The following is a 20473-nucleotide window of genomic DNA, read 5'->3' on the forward strand; positions in this document are numbered from 1 at the left end:
GTATGCTCGTCGTACGTCCCGCGATGCCCGCCGATTTCGACAGCCTGATGGAGCTGGCCGTCTTGTCGGGCCGCGGTTTCACCAGCCTGCCGGAGGACGAGCACACCCTGCGCGCCCGCCTGGACCTGTCGCGGGCCAGCTTCCACTCCGAGGTCGCCGCGCCCGAGGCCTGGTACACCTTGATGCTCGAGGATTTGGCGGAAGGCGACGTCGTCGGCGTGGCCGGGGTCAAGGCGGGGGTGGGTCTGAAGCGCCCGCATTTCTCGTTCCGCGTCGTGACGTTGGCGCAGTCTTCTCCCACCCTGGACAAGCGGTTCGACCACCGGGCCCTGGTGCTGGTCAACGAATGCGCCGGCTGGTCGGAGGTCGGCTCGCTGTTCCTCAAGCCCGAGCGCCGCAAGGGCGGGGCGGGGCGTCTGCTGGCCCAGTCGCGCTACATGCTGATCGGGCTGGAGCCGCAGCGCTTCGCCGAGATGGTGCTGGCCGAGCTGCGCGGCTGGTTCGACGAAGACGGCAGTTGTCCGTTCTGGGACCACGTGGCCAGCAAGTTCTTCCGGCTGGAGTTCGACGAGGCCGACATGATGAGCGCCTCGACCGACGGCCAGTTCATCCTGGACCTGGCGCCGCGCCATCCGATCTATGCCGAGCTGCTGCCCCAGGCGGCCTCGGAGACCATCGGCCGGGTCCACCGCGAAGGCGAGGCGGCGCGGGCCATGCTGGAGACCGAGGGCTTCCGGTTCTCGGGCCTGGTCGACATCTTCGACGCCGGCCCGACGGTGGCCGCGCGGCGCGACGACATCAAGACGGTGCGCGAGGGCCGTCGGCTGCGGGTGCGGCTGGGCGAGGACGCCTATGGCGAGGAGGCCCTGATCTGCTCGGGCGCGATCGCCCAGTTCAGGGCGGTGCGCGCGCCGGTGCTGATCGACGGCGAGAGCGCGATCATCGGCCGGGACGCCGCGGCGGCCCTGGGCGTCAAGGACGGCGAAATGGTGCGGGTGAAGGCATGAGCGGCGTGTTCATCGACGGTGTCTGGCGGACGGGCGCGGGTTCCGAGGCGACCTCGGTCGATCCGACCTCCGGCGAGGTGATCTGGCGCCAGGCGACCGCCGGTCCGGCCGACGTGGCGGCGGCGGTCGAGGCCGCCCGCAAGGCCTTCCCCGCCTGGGCCGACCTGCCGCGCGAGGAGCGGATCGCCGTCCTGCGCCGCTACAAGGACGTGCTGGTGGCCCGTACGGCGGCCTTCGCCGAGGCCCTGAGCCGCGAGACCGGCAAGGCGCTGTGGGAGACCAAGGCCGAGCTGGGCTCGATGGCCGGCAAGGTCGAGGCCTCGATCAAGGCCTATGACGAGCGCACCGGCGAGCACGCCAGCGACATGGCGTTCGGCCGCGCGGTGCTGCGCCATCGCCCGCATGGCGTGATGGCGGTGCTGGGACCGTTCAACTTCCCCGGCCATCTGCCCAACGGCCACATCGTGCCGGCTCTGCTGGCGGGCGACACCGTGGTGTTCAAGCCGTCGGAAGAGACGCCCCTGGCTGGCCAGATGCTGGTCGAGGCGCTGGAGGCGGCCGGCGTGCCGCCCGGTGTGATCAACCTGGTGCAGGGCCGCCGCGAGGTCGGCCAGGCCCTGATCGACCAGGAGATCGACGGTCTGCTGTTTACCGGCTCGGCCGCCGCCGGCGCCTTCTTCCGTCGCCATTTCGCCGATCGGCCGGACGTGATCCTGGCGCTGGAGTTGGGCGGCAACAATCCGCTGGTGGTCTGGGACGCCGGCGACGCCGAGGCCGTGGCGGCTCTGGTCGTGCAGTCGGCCTTCATCACCACCGGCCAGCGCTGCTCGTGCGCCCGTCGCCTGATCGTCTCGGACGACGCGGCGGGGCGGGCGGTGATCGACGCCGTCGCGGCCCTGTCCCAGCGCCTGGTGGTCGGTCCCTGGAACGGCCGCGAGGAGCCGTTCATGGGCCCGCTGATCTCCGACCGCGCCGCCGCCATGGCGCTGGCCGGCGCACAGGCCATGCCTGGCCGGACCGTGCGCGCCATGACCGGCGTCGAGGGGCTGAGCGGGGCCTTCGTCTCGCCGGGCCTGGCCGACGTGACCGGCGAGACCGTGCCCGACCAGGAGCTGTTCGCACCACTGCTGCAGGTGCGTCGAGTCGGCTCGTTCGACGAGGCCATCGCCGCCGCCAACGCCACGCGTTACGGGCTGTCGGCCGGACTTATCTCAAGTGAAACAGCGCGTTGGGATCATTTCCTGAAGCGCATCCGAGCGGGCGTCGTCAACTGGAACCGCCCGACCACCGGCGCGGCCGGAACCATGCCGTTCGGCGGCCTGGGCAGTTCGGGCAACCACCGACCCAGCGCCTATTACGCGGCGGACTACTGCGCCTATCCGGTGGCCAGTTTCGAGGCGCAGGACGTTGCCAATACCTTGGGCGATATCAAGGGCCTGCGCGAATGACCTCGCGGGCGGCGCTCGAGGCCAATTGCGACGGCCTGGTCGGGCCGACCCACTCGTACGTCGGCCTGTCGCCGGGCAACATCGCCAGCCAGACCAATGCCGGCGAGGTCTCCAATCCGCGCGCCGCGGTGCTGGAGGGCCTGACCAAGATGCGCAAGCTGGCCGACTGGGGCGTGCCGCAGTTCGTGCTGCCGCCGCACGAACGGCCGGACCTGGCGCTGCTGCGGGCGGTCGGGCTGTCCGGCTCCGACGCCCAGGTGCTGGAGAAGGCCTGGACGGACGCGCCGGCCCTGGCGGCCGCCGCCTGTTCGGCCTCGCCGATGTGGGCCGCCAACGCCGCCACCGTCACGCCCAGCGCCGACACCGCCGACGGCCGCGTGCATTTCACCCCGGCCAATCTGCTGACCAACCTGCACCGCAGTCTCGAGGGCGAACAGACCACGCGCAGCCTGCGCCGCCTGTTTCCGGACGAGGCGCGGTTCGCCGTGCACAATCCGCTGCCGGCTCAGCCGCACTTCGCCGACGAGGGCGCGGCCAACCATGTGCGGCTGTGCGCCGACCACGGCGAGCCCGGGGTCAACCTGTTCGTCTGGGGGCGCGAGGCATGGGAGCGCTGGGAAGGCCGCTATCCGGCCCGCCAGACCCGCGAGGCCTTCGAGGCGGTCGAGCGCCGCCACGGCGCGGCGCGCGGAGTCTTCGCCCGCCAGGGCATGGCGGCGATCAACGCCGGGGCGTTCCACAACGACGTGGTCTGCGTCGGCACGCGCGAATGCCTGCTGTTCCACGAGCGGGCCTTCGAGGACCGCGTGGCGATGGAGGATGGCGTCCGCCGCGCCGCCGACGGCCTGTTCGAGCCGGTCTTCGTCGAGATCAGCGAGGCCGACCTGCCGTTGGACGACCTGGTGAAGAGCTATCTGTTCAATTCCCAGCTGCTGGTCTTGCCCGGCGAGGACCGCCTGGTCCTACTGGCGCCGGGCGAGACGCGCGACAACCCGCGGGCCCATGCGGCCGCCCAGGCCCTGGCCGGCTCGAACGGTCCGATCGGGCGGGTGGAATATGTCGACGTGCGCCAGAGCATGCGCAACGGCGGCGGTCCGGCCTGCCTCCGGCTGCGGGTGGTGCTGACCGACGCCGAGCTGGCGGCGACCAATCCCGGCCAGCGGTTCGACGCGACCCTGCACGATCGCCTGAACGCCTGGGCCGAGCGCCACTATCGTGACCGCCTGGCCCCGGCCGACCTGACCGACCCGGCGCTGATCGTCGAGAGCCGCGCCGCTCTGGACGAACTGACCGCGATCCTCGACCTTGGCGGCGACTTCTATCCGTTCCAGCGAGCCGCCTAGCATGAGCGCCTTCACCGTTCGGCCCGCCGTGCCCGAGGACGCGGCCGGCATACTGGCCCTGCATCGCAAGGTCGCCGCCCAACCTGGCGGCTTGGCGCGCCAGCCGGACGAGGTGACGCCCGACTATGTCGCCCACGCCATGGAGGTCGCGGCCGACGGCGGGGTGAACCTGGTCGCCGTGGATTCCGTCGGCGCGCTCTGCGGCGAGCTGCATGTCGAGCGGATGAAGATCGCGATCTTCGCCCATGTGCTGACCGACCTGACCGTGGCGGTCGATCCGGACTGGCAGGGCAGGGGCGTCGGCTCGGCCCTGTTCCGCGCCTTGATCGAAACGGCCGGGACGATGACCCCGCCGATCCGTCGGATCGAGCTATGGACCGGCGCGGCCAATCTCGGCGCCCAGCGGCTCTACCAGCGGCTGGGCTTCCAGATCGAGGGCCGGATGACCGGTCGCGGCCGACTGCCGGACGGCACGGTCGACGACGACATCGTCATGGGACTACTGCTGGACTAGAGCTTTGGCGCATTTTCTTCACGCGAACCGGTATCCACTTCGCTTGAAAATGCTCTAGCCGCGCAGCGCCGCCAGGGCCTGGGGAAAGCGGCGCGACAGCGGCGCCTCTACCGCGCCCAACTCGATTGCGTAGTCGCCCGAGCCTTCTGGGCGCAGACCCGTCACCCGGGTCGGATTGACCAGCCAGGATCGGTGGACGCGCAGGAAGCCGTGCTCCGCCATTGTGGTCTCGAGGGCGCCCAGCGACGAGCGCATCAGCGGCCGCCGGCCGTCGGCCAGCAGGAACTCGGCGTAGTTGCCGGCCGAACGCACAGCCAGGATCTCGGAGACCGGCACGCGAACCAGCCGCGCGCCGTCGCGGATGTCGAAGCTGGCCGTGGTCGACGCGGTCTGAGTGTGTGCGGCCGCCTCGCGGGCGCTGCGTCTCAGCGACAGGTAGTAGATGATCGAGGCCAGACCGTAGGCCATCAGGTCCTTGCGGAACTCGTAGGGGAATTCCGTCGACAGCGGCCCGAACTGGTACGGACCGCCCATGAGGGCCAGATAGGCCAGCTTGCGCAGCGCCACGAAGCCCGAGACGTGCAGCACCGAGTAGAGCACGACCGCCACCAGGTGGACGGGAACGGCCCGCCACCAAGGTGGAGAGGTCCGGGTCATCCAGACGGCGACGGCGGCGGGGATCATGAAGATCGCCAGGGTCACCAGGGCGCTGCTGCCCTCCCAGATGGCCGGGCCCAGCGTGCCGAGGCGCGGCGCGTCGTGCCGGATGGTCAGGACATTGACCACGGCGATGCACGAGATCAGCGACACGCCCAGCAGCCAGGCGCGCCAGAGGCCCTGGCGCTCTTCGCCGCTCAGCCCGAAAAAGCCGCCGTTCGTCCCTGAAGGTTTTCCGTTCGTCCCTGCCGGCGGCCGCCGGTCCCCGGGCTCTTGGCTCCCGGCCGTGGTCCGGTTCACGACGTTCGCATCGTTTTTCAAGCCGGACGCCTCGTCATGCCTTCGACCGCTTCAAATCCTGACCGCCGATACGACCTGGACTGGATCCGGGTCGGCGCGTTCTTCCTGCTGATTCTGTACCACGTCGGGATGTTCTATGTGCCCTGGGACTGGCACGTGAAGACGCCGCATCCGGTGGAAGCCCTCGAACCGTTCATGCTGCTGACCAATCCGTGGCGGCTGACCCTGCTGTTCCTGGTCTCCGGCGCCGCGACGCGGTTCATGGCCGACAAGACCACGGTCGGAAAGCTGACCGGCGCGCGGGTGGCGCGGCTGCTTCCGCCGCTGCTGTTCGCGATGTTCGTGATCGTGCCGCCGCAGTCCTACTACCAGGTGGTCGAATACATCGCCGCCCATCCGGGGACGGCGCTGAGCGTCGACAATTTCTGGGTCCGCTACGCCACCGCCTCGGGTCACTGGTGCAGCCCGGACGGCTGCCTGATCACCCCGACCTACAACCACATGTGGTTCGTGGCCTATCTGTTCCTCTACACCCTGGGGCTGGCTGGTTTGCTGCTGGTCTGGCGTCGTCTGGGCGAGCACATCCAGGCGGGGGCCGAGCGGATCCTGAAGGGCTTTGGCCTGCTCGCCTGGCCCATCCTGTTCCTGGGCCTGCTGCGCGGCACGCTCTATGTCCGCTACGGCGAGACCCACGCCCTGGTCGGCGACTACTATGTGCACGCGGTGTCGCTGTCGGCCTTCCTGCTGGGCTTCGGCCTGGCCAAGTCGGAGGTGCTGCGCCAGCGCCTGATCGCCGCGCGCTGGCCGGCCTTGGCCCTGGCCGTCGCCGCCTATGCCGGCTGGGCGACCTTCGTCTGGATCTACCGAGGCGACACGCCTATCCCGTCGCCCGGCCTGAAGCTGGCCATGCGCTTCGTGCATGCGACCGACGCCTGGTGCGCCATCGTCGCCATCCTGGGCTTCGGCGCCAAGCATCTGAACCGCGGCGGGGCGGCCCTGCGCTATCTGACCCTGGGGGTGTTCCCGTTCTACCTGGTGCACCAGACCCTGATCGTGGTGATGGCGCACCATCTGGCCAAGCTGAACCTGCCCCAGCCGCTAGAGGCCGCGATCCTGATCGTCCTGACCTTCGCCGGCTGTTTCGCGACCTACGAGATCGTCCGGCGCATTCCCGGCGTGCGGATCCTGTTCGGCCTGAAGGGTCAGCCGGTCGCCGAGGCCAAGCGGCCGCCGGTCTTCGCATAGGCCTGGGTGCCGGCGGTGATCACCCGGTCGGCGCTGGTGATCTCGGCGATGCCGAGGTCGCTGGCGCCGGCCAGGCGGTCGTACAGCGGCCCGAAGTCGCGCAGGGTCACCTCCTGCAGCGTCTGGATCGAGGGTATGACGAAATAGACCTGCTGGAAGTCGTCGATCCGGTAAGGCGTGCGCATCACCCGCTCCAGGTCGAAGCCGATGCGGTTGGGCGAGGGATCGTCGAGGGCGAAGATCGACTCCGTACGCGAGGAGACGATGCCGGCCCCGTAGATCCGCAGGCCCGCCTTGGTCTCCATCAGACCGAACTCGACCGTGTACCAGTAGAGCCGGGCCAGGCTTGCCAGCCGTCCGAGGCCCAGCGCCCGCTGGCCGCCCTGGCCATAGGCCTGCATGTAGTCGGCGAAGGTCGGGTCGGTCAGCATCGGCACGTGGCCGAACACATCGTGGAAGATGTCGGGTTCCTGCAGGTAGTCTAGTTCGTGCGGCTTGCGGATGAACTGGCCCGCCGGGAAGCGGCGGTTGGCCAGGTGGTCGAAGAACACGTCGTCGGGCACCAGGCCCGGCACGGCGACCACGGTCCAGCCGGTCAGACGCTGAAGCTCCTCGTTGATCCGCTTGAAGTCCGGAATGCCCGAGCGATGCAGGTCCAGGGCGTCGAGGCCGCGCAGGAACTCGTCGCAGGCCCGGCCCGGCAGCAAGGCGGCCTGGCGTTCGTAGAGGGTGATCCAGACGTCGTGCTCGGCTCGGGAGTAGTTCTCCCAGCCCTGGTCGATCGTCCAATCGGCGGCCGCGCCGGGAGGCGGGCCGCTGCTAAAACCGTCAGCGCTCATGAAACGACGTTACGCCCGGTTCGTGGCAAAATCCGTTCGGATTTTGCGTGAGAACCGGGTTCGCTCGGAGAGACCTTGCGCCTAGTGCGAAATCCGGGGGCGAAGCTTGTAGGCGCCGTGGTCGAAGCTCTCGAAGATCACCGCCGTCTGCGGGTGGCCCACCGGCTCGCCGGTCTCGTCGGCCAGCAGGTTCTGCTCGGAAACATAGGCGACATAGGTGTTGTCGTCGTTCTCGGCCAGCAGGTGGTAGAACGGCTGGTCCTTGGTCGGCCGGATGTCCTCGGGAATGGAGTTCCACCATTCGTCGGTGTTGGCGAACACCGGGTCGACATCGAACACCACGCCCCGGAAGGGGAAGATCCGGTGCTTGACCACCTGGCCGATCGCGAATTTGGCGAGTCTCGAATTCATGTCGACCAGCCTACACGAGTCTCCTGACTAGAACCTGAACGTAGAGTTCCGTCATCGGATAACAAGGCGAGGCCTTCCGGCGCGGGAATCTCGCCGCTATGCTCGCTCCCGAAGTGAGGCGGTTCGGCTCGAATCGCCTGCGAGACAAGGTGGAACGACCATGTCGGAGGCGCCGAGAGCGCCCGGCGCGCCTCAGCCTTCGGGCTCGGGCCGGCGCCGGCCGCCAGGCGAGCAGTCGTGCTACGCGGCGCTCGACCTGGGTACGAACAACTGCCGCCTGCTGGTGGCCACGCCTTCGCCGCGCGGCTTCCGCGTCGTCGAGGCCTATTCCCGGATCGTGCGGCTGGGCGAGGGTCTTTCTCAGACGGGACAGCTCTCCGACGAGGCCATGGACCGCTCGATGGCGGCCCTCAAGGTCTGCGCCGAGAAAATCCGCCGCCGCAAGGTGGTGCGGGTCAAGGCCGTCGCCACCCAGGCCTGCCGAGGCGCGGCAAATGGTCCCGACTTCGTCCGCCGCGTCGCCGAGGAGACCGGCCTGCGGCTGCAGATCATCACCCCCAAGGAAGAGGCCCAGTTGTCGGTCGCCGGCTGCATGAGCCTGTTCGACCGCGACGCCGAGGCGGCCCTGGTGGTCGATGTCGGGGGCGGTTCGACCGAGCTGTCGTGGGTGGACCTCAAGGGCGGCGGGCTGGACAGCAAGCCGCGCCAGTTCGCGACCTGGAAGCTGCCGATCAAGGCCTGGCTGTCGATCCCGATCGGCGTGGTCACCCTGGCCGAACGCTTTCCCGAGGGCGAGCGGGTGGAGGAGGGCTGGTTCCGGGCCATGGTCGAGGCGGTCAAGGCGCGGATCGAGGAATTCCCGCACGCCGAGTCGATGCGCAGCCTGTTCGAGGACGACCGGGCCCACATGGTCGGCACGTCCGGGGCGATCACCAGCCTGGCCGGCCTGCACCTGGGCCTGCCGCGCTACGACCGCAACATCGTCGACGGCCTGTGGATGCAGCGCCACGAATGCGAGGCGGCGGCCGATCGCCTGCTGACCCTGACCGCCAAGGAACGCGCGCTGGAGCCCTGCATCGGGGCCGATCGGGCCGATCTGGTGCTGGCCGGCGCGGCGATCCTGCAGGCCGTTCAGGAGCTTTGGCCGTGTTCTCGCGTGCGTGTCGCCGATCGGGGGCTTAGAGAGGGTCTTCTGATGTCCCTGATGTCCGATCAGCAGAAGAAGCCGCGCCGGCGTCGGCGAGGCGGCTCTGGTCGGTCGTCCCGCCCCGCAACGGTGAACGCATGAACGACGAACCTCCCCGCAAGCGCATGGTCAAGCCGCCGGCCGGCGGCAATGACAGCGGCCGCACCAAGCCGGCGCGCCTGAAGACCGCCTTCGGTCGCACGCCCTCGCAGCAGCACTGGCTGGAGCGGCAGATCAACGACCCGTTCTCGGCCAAGGCCCGCGCCCTGGGCTACCGCAGCCGCGCGGCGTTCAAGATCAGCGAGATCGACGACAAGTATCGGTTCTTCAAGAAGGGCGCGAAGGTCATCGACCTGGGCTGCGCGCCGGGCGGCTGGCTGCAGATGGCCACCGAGCGCGGCGTGACCGACATCGTCGGCGTCGACCTGCTGCCGGTCGACCCGGTGGCGCCGGCCCATATCCTGGAGATGGATTTCACCGACCCGGCCTGTCCGCCCAAGATGCTGGAGCTGCTGGGCGGCGCGCCGGACCTGGTGATGTCGGACATGGCCCCCAACACCGTCGGCCACCGCGAGACCGACCACCTGCGGATCGTCGGCCTGATCGAGATCGGCGCCGACTTCGCCATCGAGGTGCTCAAGCCCGGCGGGGCCTTCGTGGCCAAGGCCTTCCAGGGCGGCGAGACCGCCGACGTGATCGCCCGGCTCAAGAAGCACTTCACCAAGGTGGTCCACTTCAAACCCAAGGCCAGCCGCAGCGACAGCTCCGAGGTCTTCCTGGTGGCGACCGGGTTCAAGGGGCGCTGAACGCCTAGGTCGCGTTGAACTGCTGAACGGTCAGTTGCTGCTGCCGGTCCTCTTCCGCGCCCAGCGCGGCGACGTCGGCCTGCAGCTGCGAGAGGTCGCCCGCCGCCAAGCGGTCGGAGGCCCGGCTCAGGATCGCCGCGCTTTCGTCCATGGAGTCGAAGATCTGCGTCTGGAGCACGCCGTTGCTGGCCAGGTGCTTGCGCTCGCTTGCCGACAGGCTCGACGTTGCGGCCAGTTCGATCCGCAGCCGGGCGCGTCCGGCTACGACGGCGGCTCGAGCCGAATCTCGGGCGGTGCGTATCGGCTGGACGGTCTGGGCCGGGGGCGACAGGCGCAGCGCCGCCTTCGCCATGGCGGCCATGCCTTCGTAGAGCGAGGCCGAGGCGTCCAACTGATAGGCGTCGGACGTGTCCTTTTCGATGAACACCTTCCTGGAGCGATAGATGATCGCCTGTCCTTCCAGCATGGCGACCATGCCGCCGCTCATCGAGGCCAAGGATTTCTGCAGGCGCGGCTGATCGCCGGCCTTCATCGCCAGGGACACCTCGCGCATGTCGCCGACGATGTTCTGGATGCGCTGTCCGTAGAGCTTCCCGTCCTTCAGCACCTGATTGACCGTCGTGGTCAGTTCGTCGTCGCCCGGCAGCGGCGTCATCGCGTTCAGTTTGCTGGAGCCCTGGTCCACCGTGCGCTGGGCCTGGACGATCTGGGCGTCCAGGATCGACGCCTTCTCCTGCAGGGTCTTGCCGGCCTGGATCGCGTTGCGGTCGATCATCTTGAACGCGTTGCCGACCTCGTCCATGGCCTCGATGATCGCGTTGGCCCGTTCCATCGCGACGTTCTGGCTCGCGGCGGGGGCTGGAGGAGGAGGCGGGGCCGCGACCGCCTGGGTTCCGGCGCAGATCATGGTCGCGGCCATCAGGCCGCTCAGCAGGCGGTTGTAAAACACGAAGCGTCCCCCAATTGACGTCTTGCATCCTTAGCGAACGGAAGGGGTGTCGAGCAATCGCCGCGTGCGCGTCCCGCCGTGAAATGGCCCTTCCCAAGAGCGCCCCCCGACGCTATACCCGCGCCGCAAAATGGAGACTCCAATGGAGATTCGCGAAGGGCTCACCTTCGACGACGTTTTGCTCGAACCCGGTCCGTCAGACGTCATGCCCACCCAGGTGACGACCGAGACCAAGTTCACGCGTGAAATCAGTCTGAACATCCCGCTCGTGTCCGCCGCCATGGACACGGTCACCGAAAGCCGGCTCGCCATCGCCATGGCCCAGGCCGGCGGCATGGGCATCCTGCACCGCAACCTGACGGTCGAAGAACAGGCCGACCACGTGCGCGAAGTGAAGCGCTACGAAAGCGGCATGGTCATCAATCCGCTGACCATCAATCCCGACACCACCCTGGCCGAGATCCGCGAGATCAAGGCCCGCCGCAAGATCTCGGGCTTCCCCGTGGTCGAGGCCAAGAGCGGCAAGCTGGTCGGCATCCTGACCAACCGCGACATGCGCTTCGAGGGCGACGACAAGGTCCCGGCCTCGGCGCTGATGACCCGCGACAACCTGATCACCGTCTCGGAAGGCATCGATCATCGCGAGGCGCGCGAGCTGCTGCGCAAGCACAAGATCGAACGCCTGATCGTCGTCGACGACGCCTATCGCGCCGTCGGCCTGATCACCGTCAAGGACATCGAGAAGGCCCAGGCTCACCCGCTGGCCGCCAAGGACGACAAGGGCCGGCTGCTGGTCGGCGCGGCCTCGACCGTCGGCGACGCCGGCTTCGAGCGCTCGATGGGCCTGGTGGACGCCGGCGTCGACGTCGTCGTCATCGACACCGCCCACGGTCACTCCAGCCAGGTCGCCCAGGCGGTCTCGCGTCTCAAGCGCGAAGCCAACCGCGTGCAGATCGTGGCCGGCAACATCGCCACCTACGACGCCGCCCGCGCCCTGATCGACGCCGGCGCCGACGCGGTGAAGGTCGGCATCGGTCCGGGCAGCATCTGCACCACCCGCATCGTCGCCGGCGTGGGCGTGCCGCAGCTGACCGCCATCGCAGAAGCCGTTCGCGCGGCTCGCGAAAGCGGCACCCCGGTCATCGCCGACGGCGGCATCAAGTACTCGGGCGACCTGGCCAAGGCCATCGCGGCCGGGGCCTCGACCGCCATGATGGGCTCGATGTTCGCCGGCACCGAAGAGGCGCCCGGCGAGGTGTTCCTGTACCAGGGGCGCTCGTACAAGAGCTATCGCGGCATGGGCTCGGTGGGCGCCATGGCCCGCGGCTCGGCCGACCGCTACTTCCAGAAGGACATCACCGACAGCTTCAAGCTGGTGCCGGAAGGCATCGAGGGGCAGACGCCCTTCAAGGGGCCGATCGCCCCGGTGCTGCACCAGCTGGTCGGCGGTCTGCGGGCGGCCATGGGCTATGTCGGCGCGCCGGACATCCTGGAGTTCCAGAAGCGGGCCCGCTTCGTGCGGATCACCGGCGCCGGCCTGCGTGAGAGCCACGTCCACGACGTGATGATCACCCGGGAAGCGCCGAACTATCCGAGCGCGGTCTAACGCGGTGCGGATGGCCCTCGAACTTCAGCTGCTGGCCGCGGCCGTGATCATCGGTCTCGTCCACCTGCTCTGGGCGGCCGCGGCCGCCCAGCCGCAGCGCGGCCTGAAGTGGAACGTCGGGCCTCGCGACACGCCGGTGGTGCTGACGGGAATGGCGGGGCGCCTCGAACGCGCCTTCGCCAATTTCCGCGAGACCTTTCCGTTCTTCGCCGTCGCCGTGCTGGTCGCCTATCTCGGCGGCCGTCTCGGCATGCTCTCGGCCCATGGAGCGGTGCTCTATGTCGGGGCGCGTGCGGTCTACATCTTTCTCTATGCCTTCGGCGTGCCGGTCATCCGGTCGCTGGTCTGGCTGGCTTCCCTGATCGGCATTTGCCTGGTCCTGGCGGCCTTGGTGATCTGAAAGCAAAAATGCGCGACGGCGGCAGACTAGCAGCGGCGATCGAGGTCCTCACCGAGATCGAGACGCGTCATTTCCCCGTACGGATGGCGCTTAAGCGCTGGGGCGAGAGCGCCCGGTACGCGGGCTCCAAGGACCGCGCCTTCGTCTCGGGCCTGGCGCTGGACGCCCTGCGCCGCAAGCGCTCGCTGGGCTGGATGATGGGCGACGACAGCCCGCGCGGCGTGGTGCTGGGCGTGCTGGCCCAGGACTGGAAGTGGTCGGCCGATCGCATCGCCGAAGCCGTCGGTGAAGAACACGGACCGGGCGCCCTGACCGACGCCGAGCGCGAACGGATCACCGCGCCGCGTTCGCTGGCCGAGGCGCCAGCCCCGGTGGCCGGCGACTATGCCGACTGGATGCAGCCGTCTCTGACGCGGGCCTTGGGTGAAGGTCATACGGCCGAGATGGCCGCCTTGGCCGAACGCGCACCGGTCGACCTGCGCATCAACCTGCTGAAGACCGACGTCGAGCGCGGCGCAAAGGCCGTGGCGTTGATCGGGGCCGAGCCAGCCGGCGTCCTGGATACCGCCTTCCGGATTCCCGCGCCCGGCGCCGCCGACCGCACGCCGTCGGTCGAGGCCGTGCCGGCCTTCTCCAAGGGCTGGTTCGAGGTCCAGGACCTGGGCTCGCAGATCGCCTCGGCCCTGGCCGGTCCGATCAAGGGCAAACAGGTGCTCGACTTCTGCGCCGGGGGCGGGGGCAAGACGCTGGCCCTGGCCGCCGCCATGGGCAACAGCGGCCAGATCTACGCCCACGACAGCGACGCCCGCCGCCTGGCCGACACCATCCGCCGGAGCCAGAGGGCAGGGGTCCGCAACCTGCAGATCCGCTCGCCGATCGAGGGCGAGCCGCTGAAGGGGCTGGAAGGCAAGCTGGACCTGGTGTTCGTCGACGCCCCGTGCACGGGCTCGGGCACCTGGCGGCGGCACCCGGACGCCAAGTGGCGCCTGTCGCCCGACCAACTGACCAAGCGCCAGATCGAGCAGGACGCGGTGCTGGCCGACGCCGCCGACTTCGTGAAGCCGGGTGGTCGCCTGATCTACGTCACCTGCTCGCTGCTGGCCGAGGAGAACGAGGACCGCGTGGCGGCCTTCGTCGAGCGCCATCCGGGGTTCTCGGTCAAGCCGATCACCCTGGCGGGCGTCGAGCAGCACCTGACGCCGGAAGGCTATCTGCGTCTGACCCCCCATCGCGCCGGCACCGACGGCTTCTTCGCCGCGGTGATCGAGCGCGGGTCCTACGCGCCCTAACAAGATTGCTCCCGACAGGGAGACCGAACCGAAACGACACGCTGGAGAACGACTACCCATGACTGCCGAAACCCATCACCAGCGCGTTCTGATCGTCGATTTCGGCAGCCAGGTGACCCAGTTGATCGCGCGCCGGGTGCGCGAGGCCGGCGTCTATTGCGAGATCCATCCGTTCGACAAGGCCGAGGAGATCGTCGACGCCTACGCCCCCAGCGCCATCATCCTGTCGGGCGGTCCGGCCAGCGTGCTGGAGGCCGACAGCCCCCGCATCGGAACCAAGCTGTTCGACCTGGGCGTGCCGATGCTGTGCGTCTGCTACGGCGAGCAGCTGCTGTGCGACGTGCTGGGCGGCAAGGTCGAGGGCGGCCACGCCGGCGAGTTCGGCCGCGCCGAACTGACCATCGGCAAGCAAAGCCCGCTGTTCCAGGGCCTGGCCGGCGTTGGCGAGCTGGAAACCGTCTGGATGAGCCACGGCGACCGCGTCACCGCCATCCCCGAGGGCTTCGAGGTGATCGCCACCTCGACCGGCGCGCCGTTCGCCGCCATCGCCAACGACGCGCGGAAGATCTACGGCGTGCAGTTCCACCCCGAGGTGGTCCACACCGTCAACGGCTCGAAAATCTACCGCAACTTCCTGTTCAACATCGCCGGCCTGACCGGCGACTGGACCATGGCGGCGTTCCGTCAGGAAATGGTTCAGAAGATCCGTGACCAGGTCGGCGACGGCAAGGTGATCTGCGGCCTGTCGGGCGGCGTCGACAGCTCGGTGGCCGCCGTCCTGATCCACGAGGCGATCGGCGCCCAACTGACCTGCGTGTTCGTCGACACGGGTCTGCTGCGCAAGAACGAAGCCGACCAGGTCGTCACCCTGTTCCGCGACCACTACAACATCCCGCTGATCCACGTGGACGCCGGCGACATGTTCCTGGGCGAGCTGGCCGACGTCAGCGATCCGGAGACCAAGCGCAAGACGATCGGCCGTCTGTTCATCGAGGTCTTCGACAAGGAAGCCGCCAAGATCGAAGGCGCGGCGTTCCTGGCCCAGGGCACGCTCTATCCCGACGTGGTCGAGAGTGTCTCGGCGCGCGGCGGCCCCTCGGCGGTGATCAAGAGCCACCACAATGTCGGCGGTCTGCCCGACTTCATGAAGCTGAAGCTGGTCGAGCCGCTGCGCGAGCTGTTCAAGGACGAGGTCCGCGCCCTGGGCGTCGAGCTGGGCCTGGCCCCGGCCTTCGTCGGTCGCCACCCGTTCCCCGGGCCGGGCCTGGCCATCCGCATCCCCGGCGACATCACGCCCGAGAAGGTCAAGGTCCTGCAGGACGCCGACGCCATCTATCTCGAAGAGATCCGTAACGCCGGCCTCTACGACAAGATCTGGCAGGCCTTCGCCGTGCTGCTTCCCGTGAAGACGGTCGGCGTGATGGGTGACGCCCGCACCTACGAGAACGTCCTGGCCCTGCGCGCGGTCACCTCGACCGACGGCATGACCGCCGACTTCTTCGAGTTCCCCTGGGACGTCCTGGGCAAGACCGCCACCCGGATCATCAACGAGGTCCGCGGCGTCAACCGCGTCGTCTACGACGTGACGTCCAAGCCCCCCGGCACGATCGAGTGGGAGTAGGCGCGGGCCTCGCGGGTCCGCCCCGGGTGTTGCCGACCCGGACGGCCGATCCCACCGTTCGCTCAGCTTGGAGCCGTTCGTTGAGGGTCAGTTGAAGCAGAGCCGCGCCGAGATCGTCGCCTTCGTCGGAGGACAGATCCTTCCGCATGAAGCCGACGTGCGCGCCTGGCTGCGGCGATCGGGCAGTCTCGCCCCCGACATCGACGACGTGATCCAGGAAACCTACTGCCGCCTGGCCGCCCTGGACAGCGTCGTCCACATCGCCAACGGCCGCGCCTACTTCTTCCGGACCGCTCGCAACATCGCCATCGAGAAAATTCGTCGCGCGCGCATCGTTCGCATCGATTGCGTCACGGAAATCGACGCCCTGAACGTCGTAGATGATGAGCCTTCTCCGGAACGCGTGGTCGCGGGGCGCCGCGAACTGGGCAGGGTGCAGCAGTTGATCGAGGGGCTACCCGAGCGGTGTCGGCAGATCTTCACCCTTCGCCGGATCCACGGCCTGTCGCAGAAGGAGATCGCCGCGCGCCTGGGCGTGACCGAGAATGTCGTGGAGACACAGTCGGCGCGGGGCTTGCGTTTAATCCTGCGGGCGTTATCGGAGGCGACGGCGCAAGATCAATCGGAAGTTGGCAAGGCTCATGAGCTCCAATCGGTCCGCAAGCGAGATTGACGAGGAGGCGGCCGATTGGGCCGCCCGCGTCGACGCGCATGGACTGGACGTCGAGCATGACCCTCAAGTGCAGGCCTGGCTGAGCGGCGACGCGCGCCGGGCCGGGGCCTTGCTGCGCGCCCAGGCGGCGATCAGCTTCCTGGATCGAGGCCGGGCCCTGGCCAATGTCGCGCCGGCGGTCGAGGCCGTCGTCGCCGAACGTCCCAACCGTCGCGGGCTGATCGTCGGCGCGGGCGCCGCGGCCGCCGCGGCGCTGGTCGGCGGGGTGGGTCTGTGGACCGCGCGGCCGCAACGGCTGGACACGCGGCTGGGCGAGATCCGGCGCGTGCCGTTGGCCGACGGTTCGCTGGTGGCGATCAACACCAAGACCGCGCTCGAAGTGGCCATGAAGCCCAAGTCGCGTCACGTCGTCCTGAAGGAAGGCGAGGCCTGGTTCCAGGTCGCCAAGGATCCGGAGCGCCCGTTCGTGGTCGCTGCGGGTCCCGTCCGGGTCCGCGCCGTGGGCACGGCCTTCTCGGTGCGGCGTGGAGACGAGGCCGGCGCCGGCGTCGACGTGATGGTCACCGAGGGCGTGGTCGAGACCTGGATCGAGGGCGAGCAGGCTCCGCGGCGGCGTTTGTCAGCGGGCAGCCGGATCATCCTGGCCAGCGCCGTTTCGCCCACCGTGGCGGAGTCGCCGTCCGAGATCGAGCGCAGCCTGGCCTGGCGCAACGGCGAGATCGCCCTGGACGGCGAGAGCCTCGAGCAGGCCGCGCGGCTGTTCAATCGCTATAACAGCCGCCAGATCGTGATCGACGATCCGGCGCTGGCGCAGGAGCGTTTCGTCGGCCTCTTCCAGACCAACGAGCCCGAAAGTTTCGCCGCCGCCGTGGCTGCGACCCTTGGGGCCGTGGTCAGTGACGACGATCGCACTATTCGGATCTCGCCTGCTCATATTTCGTGAGCACATATTTCCCGCACTGATCATGACTTGATTGAATATTTCTCATTCGCTTCGGCGATATGAGTAAAACTTACTTCCGCAACACGTATATTGACTCAATCTAGGCTGCCGTGATCGGCCTATCCTCCCCCGCATTACAGGTTGGGGGTGTTCATGGACGTTCTGAAGGGGCGGTTGCCGTCGGGAATGACTTCCGTCGGGGCGTGCCGCCATGCCGACACGCATCCGAAACGGGCGCCGGACATCGAAGCTGGCGCAAAAGCGGGCGTGTTGCGCCGTGAGCGGACCAATCCGACCACCGTCCGCCGGAAAAGCGGCTGCGGCGCCTCGTCCTGTCAGGAGGCCGCGTATGGCTGGCCTCGGAACGATGGGGGATTGTCGATGCGTGACTGGAAACGTTCCGCCAGGCGGAGGTTGCTGTGCGCGGCCTCGGCCGTTTGGGCGCTGAGCGCGGGAGCCGCCCTGGCCCAGGCCATGCCGTTCAGGATCGACGCCCAGCCGGCGGCGGCGGGGATCCGCCAGTTCGCCCGGCAGGCCGGCGTGCAGATCCTGGTCCAGTCCGACGCCGCCGAGGGGCGGCGCACCGCCCCGGTGCGCGGCGCCTTGCCGGTCGACCGCGCCCTGGAGCAACTGCTGGCCGGCACCGGGCTGACGGTGGTCTCCAACGACGGCAAGACGATCGTCCTGGCGCCGCCGCGCACGGGCCTCATCCGCACGGGATGGTCGGGCGCCGGCGGCGGGACGATGGCCGCAGCTCCCGAGCCGGTCGCGCCGCCTGAACCCGACGCGCCCAGTATCATCGAGGAGCTGATCGTCACCGGCACGCGCTCGACCTCGCGCACGGTGACCGAGAGCATGGCGCCGATCGACGTGATCTCGGCCGCCGAGCTGAGCAAGAGCGGCAAGCAGTCGACGCGCGACCTGATCTCGACCCTGGTGCCGTCGGCCAACACCTCCAACAGCGGCGCGGGCGCCAGCTTCGCGATCAAGACGGTGTCGCTGCGCGGCCTGTCGGCCGACCAGACCCTGGTGCTGGTCAACGGCAAGCGCCGGCACAACACCGCCATCCTGTTCGTCAACGGCACCACCCAGAACGGCCAGTCGCCGCCCGACCTGGACCTGATCCCGTCGGCCGCGATCGAGCGGATCGAGGTGCTGCGTGACGGCGCCTCGGCCCAGTACGGCTCGGACGCCCTGGCCGGCGTCATCAACGTCATCCTGAAGAAGAGCCCCGACGGCAGCTCGATCTCCGCGCTCTACGGCAAGACCGGCGCGGGCGACGGCGAGACCGGCCAGTTCTCCGGCAACCTCGGCATGAAGCTGGGCGAGGACGGCTATCTGAACCTGACGACCGACGTCCGCATCAGCGACATGACGGACCGGGGCGACAAGACGCTGAACACCACCCAGATGTACTTCCCGCTGAACGCCCTGGGCCAGCCGGTGCGGGTGGGCACGCCCGGCGCGACCCTGGATCCGCGCGAGGCCACGGCCAACCGCCACACCAGCCACCCCGGTTCGCCCCAGGTCCAGCTGTTCTCGCTGAGCTACAGCGCCGGCGCGCCGCTGGGCGACAAGGTCGATCTCTATTCGTTCGGCACGTTCTCCAGCCGCAACACCGCGGCCTGGCTGACCTTCCGCAACCCGAACGCCAGCAACAACATCACGGCGGTCAATCCGGACGGCTATACGCCCAAGCTGTTCCTCAAGGATCGCGACTTCCAGGTGGCGGCCGGCGCCAAGGGCCTGGACATCCTGGGCTTCAACTGGGACCTGTCGACCACCTTCAGCCGCGACGACGTCGACTATTACGAGAACTCGCTGAACGCGTCGCTCGGCCCGGCCAGCCCCACCTATTTCTTCATCGGCACGCTGAAGTTCCAGGAATGGACCACGAACCTGGATCTGACGCGTGAGCTGGACACCGGTGTCCTGGCCGAGCCGATGTTCGTGGCGGCGGGCCTGGAATATCGTGATGACAAGTTCGGGATCGTGGCCGGCGAGCCCGCCTCGTACATCAACGGCGGCTATGTCGCCCCGGCCGGCAGCCCGCAGGCGGGCGTCGTCTTCGCCGGCGGCTCCCAGGGCGTGACCGGCTTCCCGCCGTTCTCGGCCGGCTCGTTCTCGCGCGATAACATCAGCGCCTATCTGAACGTCGAGCAAAAGCTGACCGACAAGCTGGAAATGGCCCTGGCCGGCCGCTTCGAGCACTATTCGGACTTCGGCGACGCCAAGACCTTCAAGCTGTCCAGCCGCTACGCGATCCTGCCCAACCTGGCGATCCGGGGCACGGCCAGCACGGGCTTCCGCGCGCCGTCCCTGCAGCAGCAGCACTACGCCTCGTCCAGCACCATCGGCGTGATCGTGCCGCCGGCCACGACCACCCAGCTCTATCCGGTGCAACTGCTGCCGCCGGACAACCCCGCCGCCATCGCGCTGGGCGCCAAGCCGCTGCGGCCGGAAAAATCGACCAACTACTCGATCGGGATCGTGGCCCAGCCGCTGCGGCGGATGAACGTCACGCTCGACGTCTACCAGATCAAGATCGACAACCGCATCCTGCAGAGCGGCACGCTGGGGCCGAACGCGGCGGTCAGCAACGCCCTGGCCAGCCAGGGGCTTAACCCCCAGCAGGCGGCCTTCTACTACGGCAATTTCGCCGACACCAAGACGCGCGGCATCGACTTGGTGGTCGACTACCACAGCGACTTCGGCGACTTCGGCTCGGTGCACTGGACGGTCTCGGCCAACCACACCAAGAACGAGTTCACCCGCGTGGTCCAGCCGCCGCCGGCCCTGGCCGCGGCCGGCATCGTCTATATCGACCGGGTGAAGATCGGCGACCTGACGGTCGGCACGCCCAAGGACAAGTACATCGTCGGCGCCGACTGGACCCTCGGCAAGTTCGACACCAACCTGCGCCTGACCCGCTACGGCGAGGTCATCCAGCGCACCTCGCTGCCGGCCAACGACGAGACCGTCAGCCCCAAGCTGATCGTCGACTTGGACCTCAGCTACGCGGCGACCGAGAACGTCACGGTCAGCGTCGGAGCCAACAACCTGCTCGACGCCTATCCCGACAGCGTTCGCGCCGCCAATCGCGGCACGCCCGCCTTCGCCTATTACAACCAGTACTCTCCGTACGGGATCAGCGGCGGCTTCTACTACGCCCGCGTCGCCGCCCGCTTCTAGGCTTGCCGCCGGTCCGGGCGCAGGCCCGGACCGGTCCTCTCGGA

General features: G+C 68.7%; 18 protein-coding genes. 14 read left to right on the top strand and 4 right to left on the bottom strand.

The genetic code is table 11. The features are described from left to right. The first annotated feature begins 2 nt into the window (after positions 1-2). From AC1DYP_RS14600 to AC1DYP_RS14615, 4 genes are read left to right on the top strand one after another with little or no spacing between them, the layout of a single operon-like run. Positions 3-1007, top strand: coding sequence for an arginine N-succinyltransferase (locus AC1DYP_RS14600; protein WP_477046933.1), 1005 nt, complete (start codon positions 3-5; stop codon positions 1005-1007). Further along, positions 1004-2455 carry a succinylglutamate-semialdehyde dehydrogenase gene (gene astD / locus AC1DYP_RS14605; RefSeq protein WP_477046934.1) on the top strand — a complete coding sequence of 484 codons (1452 nt, stop codon included), beginning with the start codon at positions 1004-1006 and terminating at the stop codon, positions 2453-2455. The genes AC1DYP_RS14600 and astD overlap by 4 nt, the downstream gene beginning before the upstream one ends. Beyond that, complete coding sequence (gene astB / locus AC1DYP_RS14610; RefSeq protein WP_477046935.1) at positions 2452-3798, top strand: N-succinylarginine dihydrolase; 1347 nt, start codon at positions 2452-2454, stop codon at positions 3796-3798. The genes astD and astB overlap by 4 nt, the downstream gene beginning before the upstream one ends. Before the next feature lies 1 nt (position 3799). After that, on the top strand, positions 3800-4312 hold the full coding sequence (locus AC1DYP_RS14615) for an N-acetyltransferase family protein (protein WP_477046936.1): 513 nt from the start codon (positions 3800-3802) through the stop codon (positions 4310-4312). 54 nt (positions 4313-4366) lie between these two features. Here the strand turns inward: AC1DYP_RS14615 and AC1DYP_RS14620 are convergent, their stop codons facing one another. After that, positions 4367-5290: a LytTR family DNA-binding domain-containing protein gene (locus AC1DYP_RS14620; protein ID WP_477046937.1), complete on the bottom strand. Its 924-nt coding sequence runs from the start codon at positions 5288-5290 to the stop codon at positions 4367-4369. Positions 5291-5305: 15 nt separating this feature from the next. On the opposite strand from AC1DYP_RS14620, the gene AC1DYP_RS14625 reads away from it, so the two are divergent. Next, on the top strand, positions 5306-6514 hold the full coding sequence (locus AC1DYP_RS14625; protein ID WP_477046938.1) for an acyltransferase family protein: 1209 nt from the start codon (positions 5306-5308) through the stop codon (positions 6512-6514). Here the strand turns inward: AC1DYP_RS14625 and phhA are convergent. Both phhA and hspQ read right to left on the bottom strand, forming a co-directional pair. Further along, entirely contained in the window at positions 6472-7353 is an 882-nt protein-coding gene (phhA, locus tag AC1DYP_RS14630; RefSeq protein WP_477046939.1) for a phenylalanine 4-monooxygenase, read from the bottom strand. The genes AC1DYP_RS14625 and phhA overlap by 43 nt on opposite strands. 81 nt (positions 7354-7434) lie before the next feature. Beyond that, entirely contained in the window at positions 7435-7764 is a 330-nt protein-coding gene (gene hspQ / locus AC1DYP_RS14635; RefSeq protein WP_477033015.1) for a heat shock protein HspQ, read from the bottom strand. Between the two features lie 160 nt (positions 7765-7924). Between hspQ and AC1DYP_RS14640 the strand changes: the two genes are divergently transcribed. Further along, entirely contained in the window at positions 7925-9052 is a 1128-nt protein-coding gene (locus tag AC1DYP_RS14640) for a Ppx/GppA phosphatase family protein (protein ID WP_477046940.1), read from the top strand. Beyond that, the gene (locus AC1DYP_RS14645; protein WP_477033013.1) at positions 9049-9756 is read left to right on the top strand and encodes an RlmE family RNA methyltransferase; all 708 of its coding nucleotides are present in this window, start codon (positions 9049-9051) and stop codon (positions 9754-9756) included. Before AC1DYP_RS14640 ends, AC1DYP_RS14645 begins: the two co-directional genes overlap by 4 nt. A 4-nt stretch (positions 9757-9760) precedes the next feature. On the opposite strand, the gene AC1DYP_RS14650 is transcribed toward AC1DYP_RS14645, so the two are convergent. Then, on the bottom strand, positions 9761-10705 hold the full coding sequence (locus AC1DYP_RS14650; protein ID WP_477046941.1) for a hypothetical protein: 945 nt from the start codon (positions 10703-10705) through the stop codon (positions 9761-9763). Positions 10706-10847: 142 nt separating this feature from the next. Here AC1DYP_RS14650 and guaB point away from each other — a divergent pair, with 142 nt between their 5' ends. From guaB to AC1DYP_RS14685, 7 genes are all read left to right on the top strand, one after another. Continuing rightward, positions 10848-12311: an IMP dehydrogenase gene (gene guaB, locus AC1DYP_RS14655; RefSeq protein WP_477033011.1), complete on the top strand. Its 1464-nt coding sequence runs from the start codon at positions 10848-10850 to the stop codon at positions 12309-12311. A gap of 4 nt (positions 12312-12315) precedes the next feature. After that, positions 12316-12711 carry an MAPEG family protein gene (locus tag AC1DYP_RS14660; protein ID WP_477046942.1) on the top strand — a complete coding sequence of 132 codons (396 nt, stop codon included), beginning with the start codon at positions 12316-12318 and terminating at the stop codon, positions 12709-12711. 8 nt (positions 12712-12719) lie between these two features. After that, entirely contained in the window at positions 12720-14000 is a 1281-nt protein-coding gene (locus AC1DYP_RS14665) for an RsmB/NOP family class I SAM-dependent RNA methyltransferase (RefSeq protein WP_477046943.1), read from the top strand. 58 nt (positions 14001-14058) lie between these two features. Then, positions 14059-15621, top strand: a complete 1563-nt coding sequence (gene guaA / locus AC1DYP_RS14670; RefSeq protein ID WP_477046944.1) for a glutamine-hydrolyzing GMP synthase — start codon at positions 14059-14061, stop codon at positions 15619-15621. A gap of 91 nt (positions 15622-15712) precedes the next feature. Continuing rightward, on the top strand, positions 15713-16294 hold the full coding sequence (locus AC1DYP_RS14675) for an RNA polymerase sigma factor (protein WP_477046945.1): 582 nt from the start codon (positions 15713-15715) through the stop codon (positions 16292-16294). Then, a complete protein-coding gene (locus AC1DYP_RS14680) occupies positions 16263-17237 on the top strand; it encodes a FecR family protein (protein WP_477046946.1) in 975 nt (324 codons plus the stop codon). Before AC1DYP_RS14675 ends, AC1DYP_RS14680 begins: the two co-directional genes overlap by 32 nt. 381 nt (positions 17238-17618) lie before the next feature. Then, positions 17619-20429 carry a TonB-dependent receptor domain-containing protein gene (locus AC1DYP_RS14685; protein WP_477046947.1) on the top strand — a complete coding sequence of 937 codons (2811 nt, stop codon included), beginning with the start codon at positions 17619-17621 and terminating at the stop codon, positions 20427-20429. Positions 20430-20473: the final 44 nt, after the last annotated feature.

The organism is Caulobacter sp. P1_D6, from assembly GCF_056406095.1.